This window comes from Synechococcus sp. BIOS-U3-1 (assembly GCF_014279975.1).
GTDB lineage: Bacteria > Cyanobacteriota > Cyanobacteriia > PCC-6307 > Cyanobiaceae > Synechococcus_C.
In genome coordinates, this window is record NZ_CP047936.1 from 1,895,969 (window position 1) to 1,911,101 (window position 15,133).

17 protein-coding genes are annotated in these 15,133 nt (G+C 57.0%); 7 read left to right on the plus strand and 10 right to left on the minus strand.

Going from position 1 to position 15,133, the window contains the following annotated elements:
* Positions 1-2,292, minus strand: a complete 2,292-nt coding sequence (gene priA, locus SynBIOSU31_RS10335) for a replication restart helicase PriA (protein ID WP_186489760.1) — start codon at positions 2,290-2,292, stop codon at positions 1-3.
* A 304-nt stretch (positions 2,293-2,596) separates the two neighbouring features.
* Between priA and rpoD the strand changes: the two genes are divergently transcribed.
* A complete protein-coding gene (gene rpoD / locus SynBIOSU31_RS10340; RefSeq protein WP_186489762.1) occupies positions 2,597-4,015 on the plus strand; it encodes an RNA polymerase sigma factor RpoD in 1,419 nt (472 codons plus the stop codon).
* 97 nt (positions 4,016-4,112) lie between these two features.
* Here rpoD and SynBIOSU31_RS10345 read toward each other — a convergent pair whose 3' ends face one another.
* A complete protein-coding gene (locus tag SynBIOSU31_RS10345; protein ID WP_186489764.1) occupies positions 4,113-4,565 on the minus strand; it encodes a DUF6561 domain-containing protein in 453 nt (150 codons plus the stop codon).
* A 164-nt stretch (positions 4,566-4,729) separates the two neighbouring features.
* Between SynBIOSU31_RS10345 and hemC the strand changes: the two genes are divergently transcribed.
* Together hemC and SynBIOSU31_RS10355 are read left to right on the plus strand one after the other, a co-directional pair.
* Positions 4,730-5,683: a hydroxymethylbilane synthase gene (gene hemC / locus SynBIOSU31_RS10350; RefSeq protein ID WP_186489768.1), complete on the plus strand. Its 954-nt coding sequence runs from the start codon at positions 4,730-4,732 to the stop codon at positions 5,681-5,683.
* Between the two features lie 11 nt (positions 5,684-5,694).
* Positions 5,695-6,318 carry a MarC family protein gene (locus SynBIOSU31_RS10355; protein ID WP_255477452.1) on the plus strand — a complete coding sequence of 208 codons (624 nt, stop codon included), beginning with the start codon at positions 5,695-5,697 and terminating at the stop codon, positions 6,316-6,318.
* Here SynBIOSU31_RS10355 and SynBIOSU31_RS10360 read toward each other — a convergent pair.
* The 7 genes from SynBIOSU31_RS10360 to SynBIOSU31_RS10390 all read right to left on the minus strand — a co-directional run bounded on the left by SynBIOSU31_RS10360 (position 6,308) and on the right by SynBIOSU31_RS10390 (position 10,693).
* A complete protein-coding gene (locus SynBIOSU31_RS10360) occupies positions 6,308-6,907 on the minus strand; it encodes a L,D-transpeptidase (RefSeq protein WP_255477196.1) in 600 nt (199 codons plus the stop codon). The two genes, SynBIOSU31_RS10355 and SynBIOSU31_RS10360, sit on opposite strands and share 11 nt — an antisense overlap.
* A 186-nt stretch (positions 6,908-7,093) precedes the next feature.
* Positions 7,094-7,543 carry a DUF6790 family protein gene (locus SynBIOSU31_RS10365; RefSeq protein WP_186489769.1) on the minus strand — a complete coding sequence of 150 codons (450 nt, stop codon included), beginning with the start codon at positions 7,541-7,543 and terminating at the stop codon, positions 7,094-7,096.
* A 66-nt stretch (positions 7,544-7,609) separates the two neighbouring features.
* Complete coding sequence (locus tag SynBIOSU31_RS10370; protein WP_186489771.1) at positions 7,610-8,197, minus strand: inorganic diphosphatase; 588 nt, start codon at positions 8,195-8,197, stop codon at positions 7,610-7,612.
* 124 nt (positions 8,198-8,321) lie between these two features.
* On the minus strand, positions 8,322-9,854 hold the full coding sequence (locus SynBIOSU31_RS10375) for a carboxypeptidase M32 (protein WP_186489773.1): 1,533 nt from the start codon (positions 9,852-9,854) through the stop codon (positions 8,322-8,324).
* Between the two features lie 99 nt (positions 9,855-9,953).
* Positions 9,954-10,160 (minus strand): hypothetical protein, encoded by a 207-nt coding sequence (locus tag SynBIOSU31_RS10380; RefSeq protein ID WP_186489775.1) that lies wholly within the window; start codon positions 10,158-10,160, stop codon positions 9,954-9,956.
* A gap of 77 nt (positions 10,161-10,237) precedes the next feature.
* On the minus strand, positions 10,238-10,381 hold the full coding sequence (locus SynBIOSU31_RS10385; RefSeq protein ID WP_186489777.1) for a hypothetical protein: 144 nt from the start codon (positions 10,379-10,381) through the stop codon (positions 10,238-10,240).
* A gap of 66 nt (positions 10,382-10,447) precedes the next feature.
* A complete protein-coding gene (locus SynBIOSU31_RS10390) occupies positions 10,448-10,693 on the minus strand; it encodes a hypothetical protein (protein WP_255477197.1) in 246 nt (81 codons plus the stop codon).
* Between the two features lie 61 nt (positions 10,694-10,754).
* On the opposite strand from SynBIOSU31_RS10390, the gene SynBIOSU31_RS10395 reads away from it, so the two are divergent.
* The 4 genes from SynBIOSU31_RS10395 to SynBIOSU31_RS10410 all read left to right on the plus strand — a co-directional run bounded on the left by SynBIOSU31_RS10395 (position 10,755) and on the right by SynBIOSU31_RS10410 (position 14,083).
* Positions 10,755-11,036, plus strand: coding sequence for a 4a-hydroxytetrahydrobiopterin dehydratase (locus SynBIOSU31_RS10395; RefSeq protein ID WP_186489779.1), 282 nt, complete (start codon positions 10,755-10,757; stop codon positions 11,034-11,036).
* A gap of 37 nt (positions 11,037-11,073) precedes the next feature.
* Positions 11,074-12,093, plus strand: coding sequence for a CobW family GTP-binding protein (locus SynBIOSU31_RS10400; RefSeq protein WP_186489781.1), 1,020 nt, complete (start codon positions 11,074-11,076; stop codon positions 12,091-12,093).
* A gap of 28 nt (positions 12,094-12,121) precedes the next feature.
* Positions 12,122-12,268 (plus strand): hypothetical protein, encoded by a 147-nt coding sequence (locus SynBIOSU31_RS10405; RefSeq protein ID WP_186489783.1) that lies wholly within the window; start codon positions 12,122-12,124, stop codon positions 12,266-12,268.
* Between the two features lie 261 nt (positions 12,269-12,529).
* The gene (locus tag SynBIOSU31_RS10410) at positions 12,530-14,083 is read left to right on the plus strand and encodes an ABC transporter permease (RefSeq protein WP_186489785.1); all 1,554 of its coding nucleotides are present in this window, start codon (positions 12,530-12,532) and stop codon (positions 14,081-14,083) included.
* A 9-nt stretch (positions 14,084-14,092) separates the two neighbouring features.
* Here the strand turns inward: SynBIOSU31_RS10410 and SynBIOSU31_RS10415 are convergent, their stop codons facing one another.
* Positions 14,093-15,130 (minus strand): esterase-like activity of phytase family protein, encoded by a 1,038-nt coding sequence (locus SynBIOSU31_RS10415; protein ID WP_255477198.1) that lies wholly within the window; start codon positions 15,128-15,130, stop codon positions 14,093-14,095.
* Between the last annotated feature and the right edge of the window lie 3 nt (positions 15,131-15,133).

Sequence of the window (15,133 nt, forward strand, 5' to 3'; positions counted from 1 at the left end):
TCACAACTGCAAAGGATCGGGGTCAACCGCAAGGGAAACGTCTTTTGGCAGCCCTTCCCAAAGGCCGGTGCCGGGAGGCAAGGGGATCTCACTGTCCTTCGGACCATGCAGAAGTAACTGCCAGCGACTGCGGCCCGCCACCCGAGCCACAGGCGCAGGAGCAGGACCCAGCAGTTGCCAGCCTGCAGCGGCACAGCCTGCACGAATCCGTTCAGCCAGCAAGGTTCCAGCAGTCGCTGTATCGCTCGCGGACTGACCCGAAAGGCGAATCAGACAGGCCCGCGCGAAGGGCACCAGTCCGGCTTCACGGCGCAGGGTCGATTCCTCCTCCAGAAAACGTTCATAGCGACCATCCACCAGGTGTCGGATCACAGGGTGGTCAGGGCTGTAAGTCTGGACAAGCACCTCACCGGGCTTCTCAGCGCGCCCTGCGCGGCCAGCCAGTTGAAGCAGCAGTTGCAGGCACTGCTCACCAGCCCTCAGGTCAGGTCGATGCAGAAGACCATCTGCGGCAAGCACCGCTGCCAGAGTCACGCGTGGCAGGTCCATCCCTTTGGCCAGCATCTGCGTTCCGACCAGCACATCGGCCTCGCCCTCCGCAAACTGGGCGAGCAGTCTGCGGTGACCATCACGACCTCCTGTGGTGTCCCGATCAAACCGCAGCAGGCGCAGATCACTGAGCTCCTCGCCAAGACGCTCCAACACCCGTTGAGTGCCTGCTCCAAAAGGCTTGAATGCGAGGGAACCGCAGGATGTGCATGAGGGTGTGATGGCCGCTCGATGGTCACACCAATGACAGCGCAGCCACTGCTGCGCTCCCCGACTGCCATGAACCGTGAGAGGAACGTCGCAGTGAGGGCACATCACCACCTCTCCGCAGCTGCGACAGCTCAAAAATGTGCTGTATCCACGTCTTGGAACCAGCACGACAGCCTGTTCCCCTTTCTCCGGAAGCTGTGCCAACCGGTCCATCAGAGCGCGACTGATCAAGCGTTTATTGCCCTCAGCCAGTTCATGGCGCATATCGATGATCCGGACGGGTGGCAGCGGCTGGCTGGAGATTCGCGAGCACAGCCGGGCGAGAACCAGAGGACCTTGAGGTTGGAGCCGACTCCAGCTCTCAAGCGAAGGTGTCGCGCTGCCAAGCAGGAGACGGCCGCCCTGCCGCCTCACCCGCTCTGAAGCCATGACCCTTGCGTGGTAGCAGGGCATGGGTGAGTCTTGCTTGTAAGAGTTGTCGTGTTCCTCATCCAGCACCAGCAGGCCCAGCGGGCGCAGAGGAAGAAACACAGCGGAGCGCGTGCCAACGACCACCACGGGATCGCCGCTCTCGAGACAGCGACGCCAAGTGCGAACCCGCTCACGGGAGGTGCAACCGCTGTGGTACTCGAGAACTCGCCCTCCGAAACGCTGGCGACAACGATCCACGAGCTGGGGAATCAGGCCGATCTCCGGAGTGAGTAGCAGAACGTGTCGGCCAGCCGCCAACTCTGCAGCTGCCAGCTGTAAATAAACCTCAGTCTTGCCAGAACCAGTGATGCCCCAAAGCAGCAGTTCTCCACCCTCAGGGAGTGCTTGAAACCGATTGACCACCGTTTGTTGCTCATCGGTCAGCGCTCGCGGTGACTCCAGCTCGCTAGCAAAGGCCGTCGCCCGGCCTGATTCAGTGCCACCGGTCTCCGATTTGCGTTGTCGGCTGATCAGGCCCTTGCCTTCCAGGCTCTTCACAGTGCCCGCTTGAAAACCCTCCGCCAGAAGGTCACGCTGCCAAGCGCCACCGCCTCTACGTTCGAGCTCCGCTAACAGTGCGCTCTGCCTGCTGGCCTTTGGCCTGGAGGAGCGATCAGCAGCATCAAGCCGCTCAACCCACCAGAGCTGGCGCAACGCAGGCGCAGAACAAGGCTTCTGGCCCAGCCATCCCGGCGGCAAAGCCGCTTTGAGCATGCGAAAGGCACTGGTATGGCAAAGGGCGGCCATGGCATCCAGCCATGATCGCCAGGATGGGTCGACTGCAGCACGCTGAACCAGTTCTTCAACAGGGTTGAGCCGAACAACATCGCTGTCAACAGAGTTCACCGTTGTTTTGATCGATCTGCAGCCCGTGACCAACCCCTGTAGCCGTCGGCCTCGCAGACGAACCGCCACAAGATCCCCCAGTCCCACTCCGAGACTCTGGCTGTCGCAATAGCTGAAAGTACGCCCGTCACGACCGGCCTCCAGCCAGACATCAACTTCCGAAACCGACTGCGCGGCAGGAGGACTGGAGGATTGATTGACAGGGGTTGCCGACATCACATGTTTTTCTTAAGATACAGTTGTTGGACAGCTCAACAGCTGTTGTCGGAACAGAGCAGAGTTCCGTCCAGTGGGAAGACACGAAGCTCGAGCCCGGGTTTATCCCGACGGCCGACCGGTCTGCGAACGCCCCTGACAGCCCTGCCCTAGCCCAAAGCCCACCAATTGATTCTCGATCACGGTTCTTAACCGTCTACCCCTCTGCTTTGGGGAGATCGGAAAACTGTGATGCGCCCCAAGCCGAACTTGGTTGCGTTTGTTGACTGCGTTAGTTCAGTACACCCTCACCATCCCAAACACCATGAGTCCTGCTGCGAGCAAGTCAGCTCAGCCCACGGCTTCATCGCCCAAGACTGCTGCTTCCAAAGCGGCGTCTACCAAGGCGGCTCCATCCATCGTGATGCTGGCGGATTCCAAAGGATTACCCAAGGGTGTGAGCAAGCAGGCCAAGCCGAAGTCAAAAACGTCAACGGCAAAGTCCTCTGCCACGAAGGCCACTCCGAAAGCGAAAACGGCCTCCAAGACCAGCACAGCCAAAAGCGCGACAGCAGCTAAGACCTCAGCAGCAACAAAGACAACGAAGGGCGCAAAAACCTCTTCGCAGGCAACCACAGCCAAGAGCTCAGCCGCTGCCAAGCCGACTGATCTTGATGCCGCCGCTGATCAATTGCTGGCCAAGACCGCCGGCAACCCTTCCGCAAGCAAGGAGGAGAAAGCCAAGGCAGACGCCAAAGCCAAGGTGCTGGCGAGCATCAAGGTTGGCCCGAAAGGCGTCTACACCGAAGATTCCATCAGGGTTTACCTGCAGGAGATTGGCAGAATCCGCCTGCTACGCCCAGACGAAGAAATCGAACTGGCTAGAAAGATCGCCGATCTTCTCTACCTCGAGGAACTGGCCGCCCAGTTCGAGAGTGACAACGGCCGCGAACCCGACAACAAGGAATGGGCAGCGCTGGTGGAGATGCCGCTGATTCGTTTCCGCCGCCGACTGATGCTCGGCCGTCGGGCCAAGGAAAAAATGGTTCAGTCGAATCTTCGCTTGGTGGTGTCGATCGCCAAGAAATACATGAATCGGGGCCTGAGCTTCCAGGACCTCATTCAGGAAGGCAGTCTCGGCCTGATTCGTGCCGCGGAGAAATTCGACCACGAGAAGGGCTACAAATTCTCCACCTACGCCACTTGGTGGATTCGCCAAGCGATTACGCGGGCCATCGCTGATCAGAGTCGAACGATTCGCCTCCCTGTTCACCTCTACGAGACCATTTCTCGCATCAAGAAGACCACCAAAGTGCTCAGCCAGGAGTTTGGCCGCAAACCGACGGAAGAAGAGATCGCCGAATCAATGGAAATGACCATTGAAAAGCTGCGCTTCATCGCCAAGAGTGCCCAGCTGCCGATCTCCCTTGAAACCCCAATCGGCAAAGAAGAGGATTCCCGTCTCGGCGATTTCATCGAAGCAGACATCGAGAATCCCGAGCAGGACGTGGCCAAAAATCTCCTCCGTGAGGATCTGGAAGGAGTGCTGGCGACCCTCAGCCCGAGGGAGCGAGATGTGCTCCGACTTCGCTACGGCCTTGACGATGGACGCATGAAGACGCTCGAGGAAATCGGTCAGATCTTCGATGTCACCCGTGAGCGAATCCGTCAAATCGAAGCCAAGGCATTGCGCAAGCTTCGTCATCCCAACCGGAACGGGGTGTTGAAGGAATACATCAAGTGATTGCGTAGCAGCCGCTCTCAATTCAGTAAAAAAGGGGGTTAATTACCTCCTTTTTTATTGAACGCTGCTTTTAAACTCTTGAATCGAACTAAACAATTCAGTGCGATTCGACACTGTCAGTGAACTCCTGAAACGCCTTTTTCAAACGCTCAACAGGCGTTTCTGATGGAGGACATTCCTGATTAGTGGAACGGGTATAGGCCTGCAGAATGCGTGCTTCAGGTTCCAGCAATGCCGCGACTGCTGCCTTGAGCATCACAACATTGCGCTGAGGCGTTAATCCGGCCAGATAGGAATGCAGGGACCACGGTCCTGAATCATCCTGCTTTTCCAGCCTCAGAGGCCTGATCAATTGATAAGCCCGATCGCCGTCGGAGTCGGTGGTCTGCCTGAGACGCGCTACCAGCATCACACCGCTGGTGAGCAGCACCAGTCGAATCGATCCCTCGCTCAACAAAGGCAGAAAAGGAACTGAATCATCCACCTGAGCCAGAGAGGAGCCGGCGGATGGATGGCTCAGCTTCACTCCGTTGACCACAGGACCAGGCATCGCGACCCTCGAGAACGCTCAGATCGTAAAGCTGCTCGCCGAGAAGAGTGAGGCCTGCTTCTGCGCTACAGAGTCAAAAAGCTTTCATGGGCCTGCATTCTGTGAAATCTTGAGCGGAACTGGGCCTTCGACTCCGTAGGCTGAGTGGCTGTTTCAACGTGCCCATGGCTCTCGAGCAACTGCGTATCGCCTCCCGCCGCAGCCAGCTGGCCATGGTGCAGACCAACTGGGTGAAAGCGGAACTGGAAAAAGCCCACCCAGGGCTTGCGATCTCGGTGGAGGCCATGGCCACGAAGGGCGACAAAATTCTGGACGTCGCTCTGGCAAAAATCGGCGATAAGGGCCTATTCACAAAGGAACTGGAAGCCCAGATGTTGGTGGGTCGAGCGGAGATCGCCGTGCACTCACTCAAGGATCTACCCACCAACCTGCCCGACGGCCTGATGCTCGGTTGCATCACCGAGAGGGAGGACCCAGCGGATGCCTTGGTGGTGAACAGCAAAAACGCTGAATACACCCTTGAGACATTGCCAGAGGGATCCGTCGTTGGCACGAGCTCGTTGCGAAGACTCGCTCAGCTGCGTTACCACTTCCCCCACCTGCAGTTCAAAGACGTTCGCGGCAACGTCATTACCAGGCTGGAAAAATTGGATGCTGGCGGATATGACTGCCTGATCCTCGCAGCGGCAGGCCTGAGTCGGCTTGGATTCGGAGATCGAATCCATCAGATCATTCCAGGCCACATTTCACTTCATGCGGTGGGACAGGGAGCCCTTGGAATTGAATGCGTCTCCGACAACCAGGATGTTCTGAACATCATTCAAGTGTTGGAGCATGCTCCAACCGCTGGACGATGTCTGGCGGAACGGGCTTTCCTCCGGGAACTTGAAGGTGGATGCCAGGTTCCTATTGGGGTGAACAGCCGTATTGATGGTCATGAAATGGTTCTCACCGGGATGGTGGCCAGCCTTGATGGCAAGCAAATGATCCGTGATGAACGCCGAGGTCCCCTCAGCAATCCAGAAGATGTGGGTTTAAAGCTCGCAGCTGACTTGAAATCCCGTGGTGCAGGCGAGATCCTTCAGGAGATCTTCGCATCGGTTCGTCCCGAAGCCTGACTAAGTCACTGCTGCACACAGCGGTCGGAATTTTCACCATTTCGAATCCGATCGGCAATCTGCCGATCTACTTGTCTTTCACAAACGGCAACAAGAGTCAGCACAGAGCGATCGCACGCAGCAGCGCTTTCACCATGGTGATTGGCCTGCTTCTCGCCACCTGGCTTGGCAATGATCTGCTCGGCTTCTTTGGAATCGGCAGACCAGCCTTTCAGGTAGCAGGTGGATTGATCGTGGTGCTGATCGGCCTTTCGATGCTGCGCTCGGAACCTTCGAAGGTTCACCACGATCCGAAGTCCTTGGAACGCGACCAGAACTCTTCGGTGAAGGGAATCGTGCCTCTGGGCATTCCCCTACTGGCAGGTCCAGGCACCCTCACAGTGGTGATCGCGGATCCAAATGCCACCAGCATGGGAGGGAAGGTGATGCTCAGCCTGGTTGTGCTCACCATGAGTTTGCTCATTTATCTGATTTTCAATGCTGGTGAGTTGTTCTCATCCAGGATCAGTGAATCTGCCTTGCAGGTGCTCACGAAAATCATGGGCTTGATCCTCACCGCCATTGCAGTTCAGATGTTGTTCACAGGCTTCAGTGCAGGGTTCCCCATGCTTGGAGGAGTAGGCCTCACCGGGTGATTTTCACCGGAGTGCCCACATCCACCAGTTCGTAGAGCTTCTGAACGTGGGCATTGAGCATGCGGACACAGCCATTCGACACCGCCGCGCGGATTTTCACCCATTGAGGCCAAGGGGTTCCATGAATTCCGAATTGGTTAGGTCCCTGCTGCAGAAAACCGATCCAGCGATGGCCGAGTGGGCTAGAAGGCCCAGTGACCGGATGGATCTGGCCGGATTTCGTGCTTTGGTACTGAGGATTAACAAGCTTGGTCTCAACCCGAAACACACCCGTCGGTGTTGGAGTTTTGGGATCACCAATCGCCACCGGCCAGCGCCCGATCGACTGACCAGCGCGGATCACACTGATGCGTCGCTGCTTGAGATCGAGATGAATACTGGTTTCAGCATTCACGGGATGCACTTTTGCTGAAGCCAACAACGGTGCCTGCGACTGAGGCGAAGCCTGTGCAGGAACCGTTGCAGCCAGAGCTAAGGACACAACTCCAAGGGTCGCCAGAGAGGAACAACCAACGCACTTGAGACGCATTACCAGACGACCAAGACTCACTGGTCTCAACGTATCCATCGGCCGGGGTAAAAACCGCACACCAGTGGAGGACTTTCTGAAGAAACGAACCCACCACTCAGCAGAACAGAATCCTGGCTTTTGCTACCAAGGGAAAAATTCTCTGGATTGTGCGATGCCGGAACAACTCCAGTGGATCAATCTCAAGATCAAGAACATCATTCCCGCCAGCGCAGGAGCGATTCTGCTGAACCCCTGAATGACAGCTCAGGTCAGCACCGCAAAAGCAAACCAAAGCAGAACGACAGCAAAGACAAGGTTGACGAACTTGCTGCCTGCTCTGGGACGCTGGCGGGTTCGACCTGATTCGAACAGATGAAGCACCGCTGCTTGCAGCATGTAGATGCCGAACACCAGGACGAGGGAACCAAGAGCCGTGGTTCCCCAGCCCAGGAACGAGGCGATCACAGCTACCAGCCCCCAGGCGAGATTGGCGAATCCCACCTCAAGCTGGAAGTCGTTGCGCTTGCCGAGATCCCAGCCCATGCGCACTGCATCGCTGCGGTGAAACACAGCATGGCGAACGAACGACAAGAGCCCCACACCACCGACTGACCAGAGCGCAACCCAATGAGCTGCAGAGTGAATTTGACCTGCAGAAAGAGCACTGAATCCAAAAAAGAGACCGATGCCACCCACGAGCCAGGTGGCTTGCATCAGAACCTTGGAGATCCAAGGATGGGTCGGCAGCATCATCACGTTGAACGCGGCGCAACTGGTGGATTAATCCACCAGTTTGGGGTCAATCTCAGCCAGGTAACGAGCCTCACAGGTCTTGATGATCTCAATGGCTTTATCCGTACCGAAAAAGCCGTTCACAGTGCAGGTTCCTGGCTTCTTGAGATCCTTGTAATGCTCCCAGTAATACGTGGTTTCCTTTTTCCATTGCCCGCCAAGATCCTCAAAGCTCTTGATGTGATCCATACGCTTGTCATCGGCAAGCACCGCGATGACCTTGTCATCAACCTCACCGCCATCATCGAACGTCATGATGCCGATGATGCGAGCTTCAACAATTGAACCTGGAATCAGAGGCTCGGTGACATTCACAATCTCAATATCAAGCGGGTCACCGTCTTCATCCCAGGTCCTGGGAATGCAGCCATAAGCGAAGGGATAGGCCAGTGAGGAATAACCGACCCGGTCAAGCTTCAGGTGACCTGTTTCAGTGATCAGCTCGTACTTGTTGATCGTGTTGGAGTTGAGCTCCACGATCGTGTTCAGACGCAACTCGGATTCGTCAGCAAAGGCCGGCAACACGTGCAGCAGGTTCGGCATGCTGCGGCTCGGAGCCTGGTCGAGATTGGCCATGGAGGACGGCGTTCGGAGCGGTGATATTACGAGCACGTCTGAGCAACAGCTCCATGCTCAACCGTGTTGTTCAGCTCTGACATTCACCACGAGCTGATTCATCACAAAGCAACTGGCAGAGCGGTTAAGCCCGGACAGTGAACAACCGCTCCAGCTTGGCTTCCAGATAGCTCAAAAAGGGGCCGCTCGAAAGAGATCGGCCAGACACCTGCTCCACCAGTTGCTCAGCATTCAAAGCACGACCGACGGGATGGACGTTGTCCCTCAGCCAACCGAGCATGAGGCTGAGATCTCCACGGCGAACGTGCTCTTCAGGAGATCCGATCGCCAACTGCATCGCTTCGCTCAGCTGGGCACTGACTAAGTGTCCAAGCAAATAGGACGGGAAGTAGCCAAAAAGGCCTTCACTCCAATGCACATCCTGAAGACAGCCCTGGGCATCATCTGCGGGTGTGACCCCCAGCAGTTCTCGATAACGACGATTCCATTCGCTCGGAAGATCCTCCACCGGCAGGCCCTGTTCCAACAAAGCCAACTCAAGATCGGTTCGAATAAGAATATGAAGCCCGTAGCTGAGTTCGTCTGCTTCCACCCGATTGCATCCGGGCGCCATCGGATTCATCGCCTTCCAGAGATCAGTTGCCGACTCGAGAGGTGCACCTGCAGCGGCAAAGCGTTGCCACCAAAGTTCTGAGAAGGGCTGACTTCGGGCCACCCGGTTTTCCCAAAACAACGACTGACTTTCATGCACTGCCATGGACGTGGCCTGGCCGAGAGGCCAGGCAAACCACTGATGCGAGGTAGTCGGCAGTCCCTGCTCGTACAGCGAATGTCCCCACTCGTGTGCTGTGGCCAGAAAACAGGACAAAGGCTGACCAGGCACCACACGCGTGGTGATGCGGAAGTCGCGAGGACCCAACGTGATCGAAAAGGGGTGTGGGGAGGCCGCCACGCATGTGATCCCCCTGTCCCTGCCCCAGTCGCAGAGCAGCTGGTCACAGAGCTGCTGCTGAGTCGATGCAGGCAGATCCCAACTGAGAGATGACGGCCTGGGACTGCCCTTGAGCTGCTCCAATAATTCGGGCAGACGTTTGCGTAGGGGCGCAAACAATTCCTGAAGCCGCAGAAGTGTGAGGTCAGGCTCGAACGGCTGCGCGAGAGTTTCCCAGCAACTTCGCGGCTCTGCCAGCTGACGAGCCTGTTCCTGACGCAACTCCACCATCCGACGAAGAGCAGGCGCAAAAAGGGAGAAGTCGGACGTGCTGCGGGCCTGTTGCCAAAGGTCATACCCCTGGGATTTGGCTTTGGCGAGAGCACTGACTAAATCAGGATCAAGTGCTTGCTGCCGACGGAGATCCTGCTCAAGCAGATCCAAATTGCGGGCTTGGCCGCTGGTGGCTTCAGGGCGATCAACACCGTTTGCGCGGATTCGCCACTCCTCGCGGGCTTCAGCGATCAGCTCCGCATAGTGATCAGAACTTTGGCGGGCGTGGAGCTGGCGAGCCAACAACGCCAATTGCTCACCTCGCCAGGCTGCACCACCGCTTGGCATTCGGGTGTTTTGATCCCAATAAAGAGTCCTGGTTATGGAATCCATAACCTGGGTTTCGTGGAGGTGCGAGCCAAGACGATCCCAAGCCGTTTTCCCGGCAGCCATTGGCTTCATCGATCTGAAACGACCTTAACCAGCTTCAAGCCCAGAGCACAGCTTCCAAAACGCAAAGCACTGATGCGTCTGCTTTCAATCAATCACCGATCAGGACAGTTCCTGATCATCAGTTGCACTGGAATCCGGTTCCCCGCCCTCCGCTCGCAGAGCCCTCTCCAAGGAATTGACCTGGGCTGTTCGTTCCGGTGATTGAACAATGACGTTGACCTGCCGGACAGCGACGAGCTTTCGCCACAAGAGAGCGATCAACCAAGAGGCCGTAGCGAAGACTGCTGCGAAATACAGGAGTCGCATGATCGTCCAAGATCCAGCAAGACCGCTGTTCTAATTGAAACGGGTGTTCAAGGGCGCCAGCGGAATCGACAATGCGGTCATTGCAGCTCTTCGCCCTCTTGAGGGACACCAGACTCTTGATCCGTCTGTTCGTCGAGCATCAGTCGTTTCAACTGGCGTTGGGCATCCTGTCGCCTGAACAGCTCATGAAACCGATTGATTAGATAATCGACGTCCGTCATGAATCAAGCCCTCCATCGCCAGCTGAGCGCGCATCAACACATTGTCCCGCAGATCGACCGATTCATTCAGTCCTTGCGGCAATAGCCACCGCCCATCGGATTCCAACCAGACGGACAGTTCTCATCCATCGCCGGGCGAAGGGTGTAGCTCATCAGTCCGAGAGCACTGCACTTGCCGTTCGACATGTCGGCATAGCCCATTGGACACTCAGCAGTGAGTTTTTTGACCATGCGTTGGGCTCTTGCCGGAAGCGGTGAAAAGCTAACCATCGAAACAAGAGTCAGCAGAAGCCAGAACAGTCTGTTGAACATCTTTTGACCAGAACCGCCGCTCACGCTCCAGGCTAGAGCTGAAGTTCAGGGACGATGGCCAATGGCAACGCTGCTCAGCCTTCAGGAATGCGAAGACCTTCGCGACGCTCTGACGCAGTGGCAAGTGGGGGATGAACGCCTCAAACGCCAGTGGCAATTCAACGACTTCAGCGAGGCCTTCGCCTTCATGACCAGGGTTGCCCTGTTGGCGGAATCGAAACAGCACCATCCCAATTGGAGCAACGTCTACAACCGTGTGACGATCGAACTGACCACGCACGACCTGGGAGGACTGAGCAATCTGGATGCAGAGCTGGCGCGATCCATCGACGCCCTGCAGTGAACCGCTGCCAAGATGCAGTTAGGGCGGGGACTTTTTGATGACAACCAGCGCGAAACCAACCGCGGTACCGGTGACGATTCTCACTGGCTTTCTCGGAGCAGGCAAAACAACCCTGCTGAACCACATCCTCAGCAATCAGGAAGGTCTTAAAACAGCTGTTCTTGTCAATGAATTTGGTGAGATCGGAATCGACAACGAGTTGGTGGTGAGCACCAATGAGGACATGGTCGAACTGAGCAATGGGTGCATCTGCTGCTCCATCAACGGCGAGCTGCTGGAAGCCGTGGACCGCATCCTCAAGAGGCCTAAGCCTGTCGAATATCTGGTGGTGGAAACAACGGGTCTGGCTGATCCGCTACCCGTTGCAATGACTTTTCTTGGCAGTGAGCTGCGTGATTTAACGAGGCTCGATTCGATCATCACCTTGATTGATGCTGAAAACTTCGGAGCAGAAGCCATTGCCAGCGAAGTCGGTCGATCGCAGGTGATCTATGGCGACATCCTGATGCTCAACAAAACCGATCTTGTCGATGAGAATCGCGTGAAGGATGTCGAACAACAGTTACGCGACGTCAAAAAGGATGCACGCATCCTGCACTCAGTGAAGGGGGATGTGCCGCTGCCCCTTCTTCTAAGCGTGGGTCTGTTCGAATCCGATCGAGTGGTGAACGAAAGCCACGACCATGGGCACAGCCACGACCATGGGTCCGCTGATCATCTGGATATCGAAGGCTTCACCTCTCTGTCTTTCTCAAGCAGCGATCCCTTTGATCTGAGAGCCTTTCAAAATTTTCTCGACAACCATTTGCCTGAAAGCGTTTTTCGAGCCAAGGGAATTCTTTGGTTCAAGGAAAGTGAACGACGTCACGTGTTCCACCTGGCGGGCAAACGATTCTCAATCGACGACAGCGACTGGACCGGAACCCGCAAGAACCAACTGGTGCTGATCGGACGTGGACTCGACCATGACACCCTGAAACATCAGCTTCAGGACTGCGTTGTCGTGCCTGCTGATCAAGCAGTAGAGGCGAAGTTGCCCCGTATTCAGCAAACATGATTAGGGTGGCACTCAACGAGGAGAGGGCATGATCGAAGTTCTCGCGGCTGGCGGTCTGTTGATGGCTCTGGCGCTTGCCTTCTGGCTACTGCTTGATTCGGATGACGACAGCGGTGGTGGTGGCCTGATGGAACCAGCCCTTGTTCCGATCCCCGTTCGTCGCAGTGACCGCTGAGCGGCACTGCCAACCTTGATTCACCGCTGAAACCCTCACCAGACGTGAGGGTTTTTTTATGCATATCGCCACGTTATTGAATACGCTTCTCAAAACCTTTGTTTTGCGTGTCTTCACAGCCTTGCTTCCGAAATGCATCGGATTCGTTCTGCCTGGAGAGCGCCACACCTGCTGGCCTCAAACATCAGAACCGCAAGCGTGCCCAGCCCCTAATCGCCGGTTGTTGCGAGTAATCCAAGCGTGAACAGCGACAAATCCTCCATGGCAGACCCTCTTGAGCGAGGACTTCTCGTCAGTACACGCCGCTTGCTGTCAGGCCGCTTTTTGCTGGTTGCGGGAGCCGTTGCGATTGCATTCCTTGCCCTGCTTCCGGTCATCGGTCTGCTGGGCGAAGGCCTCAGCGGCGTAAGCAACGGTAATGCCAGCCTCAGGCCGGACGGTCTGCTCCAGATCCGCGGAACTTTGCTGCTGCTTTTGGGCACCAGCGTGATGGGGGGTGTGATCGGAACCGCCAACGGCTGGCTGCTGGCAAACTGCCGTTTTCCCGGACGCCGCTGGCTAAGGATCGCCCAGCTCTTACCACTAGCCAATCCGTCGTATCTACTGGCGGCGACTCTGGTGGATATTGGCAGCCTGGAAGGAATCACTATCAATGGAATGGGATGGGGAATCGCTGTGATGGCGCTGACCACCTACCCCTATGTGTTCCTGCTCAGCACCGAAAGCTTCACCATCTGTGGACGCCGGCAGCTGGAAGCCTGCCGTTCTCTCGGTGTCGGGCCATGGAACAGCTTTCGCCGGATTGCACTTCCCATGGCCCTGCCGGCGATCGGTGCAGGCATTGCTCTCATGGGCATGGAGGTCCTGAATGAATACGGTGCGGTGCAACTGCTCGGCATTCCCAGTCTTTCGGCTGGAATCATCGAGGCCTGGAGAATCGAAGGCAATCCCACTGGTGCTGTAGGGCTTGCTCTGATCACACTGTGCATCGTGATGGTCCTCCTGATCGGCGAACGCAGACTGCGCAGCCGCAGCCGTCGCTGGTCCGAAGGCGTCGCAGGTGGAGAGTCGCCGGCATGGAAGCTGAACGGCTGGCGGGCTCTCTCGGCCCAGGCGTTGGGAGCAGTACCTCCCCTGATCACCCTTGGCATTCCTCTGTTTTGGGCCGGAATGAACTGGCAACAGTTGGCCACAGGCCTGACACCCGAATTGCTCCTACTGACCCTGCGCACGCTGGGGCTCGCGCTCGCAGCGACCCTGCTAGCGGGCTTAGCGGCACTATTGCTGGCCATTGCCAAGCGCTGGAGTCAGGCCAAATGGCTCCGAGGTGTGACTTTTCTGGCGGGTATGGGATACGCGATTCCTGGCGCTGTCCTGGCGCTGGCTCTGCTGGTGATCGGCGGACCCTGGCAACTCTCTCCAATCGTGCTTCTGCTCTGGGGATACAGCGATCGCTTCCTCGCAGTGAACAAAGGTGGCATTGATGCAGCTCTTGAGCGACTCTCCCCAAGTCTTGACGAAGCCGCAACGGGCCTAGGCCTGCGTTGGCCGGCCGTGCTCAAACGGGTTCATCTACCGCTTCTACGAGGCCCCATCCTCGTTGGCAGTTTGCTGGTATTCGTCGACACCGTGAAGGAGCTGCCGCTCACATTCGCGCTGCGACCTTTCGATTTCGACACGCTTGCGGTGAGGGTGTTTCAGTACGCAGGTGATGAGCGACTCGCCGCTGCAGTCTGGCCGGCACTGATGATCCTGATCCTCGGTCTGATTGCTTCAACAGCTCTGGTGCCCCGATTGGATCGGGATACGGAGTAGAGGTCGGGATCAGAAGGCGAAACGAGTGGAAGCACAGTCCGGTCCACGCCGCGGAGCCAGAACGGACAACCAGCTGCTCTGGAAAGGATGAAAACCATCGTCACTCACCAGCACCAGCGGAACACGGCCGTCTTTCATCACCGGCCCCCAAGCCATTCCCTCCCAGTTGGCTGATGGCAGACCAATCGCCAACAGATCCCAGCTTTGCAACGGTTGAATTAGCGAAGTATTCAGTGACTTACTGGCCGGCAGACGCAGAATCTGCAGATAGGCAGACCAACCAGCTGGCAACGTAAAACTGCGCAACAGCCCAAGAACTGCTGCATCACTTTCCAGGGCAAGCAGTTCGGTCAAACCCAGCTTCCGCCTGGTCGCTGCACCTGCAGGTCCGATCTCGAACCGCCCCAGGGGCTCGAGCCGCTGATCCGAACCGGTTCGGAGACGGGCAAGCCGCACCCAGTCCTTACCCTGTTGTGCCCTGTCCTGAATCAGCGGAGCTTCGGCTGCCATGACCAGATCACCAGAAGCCATCTGCGTCAGTGCTTCAGGCCCTTTGTTGGAGGCCAGCCCCTGACCCTCCCTCTCTTGCCAATCAGCCGGTAGCGGGACCTCGCGCTGTAAGCGCCCGTTCAAGAGGTTGTAACGCTGCAATCGTGCCCTTCTCTCAGGGCGTCGACGCCCCTCACTGACGATCCAGACCTGATTACCAAGGAGCACTAGCCCCTCACCGTCCAAGGTCGCTGGTAGAGGTGAACCTTCTCGATCCTTCAACAGCAGACGCCGACCACCCTGCAGCGAGACCTGCTCACCTTGCAACAGACGCTTCAGGCCAGTGAACGACACCAGATAGCCAGTGGCCTCGTCACTCAACAACCAAAGACGGTCGCTCTTTTGCTGATAAGCCACAGCGGAGAAACCACCAACACGATCTCCTTCCAATCCCCGATGTGGAAGTTCAACGTTGTGAATCAACTCCCAGCCTGCCGCCAGCGGGCAGGGCAGTGCCTGTGCTGGCGATGGCAAAGCCGGTAGGGCTGTGACCATCATGTT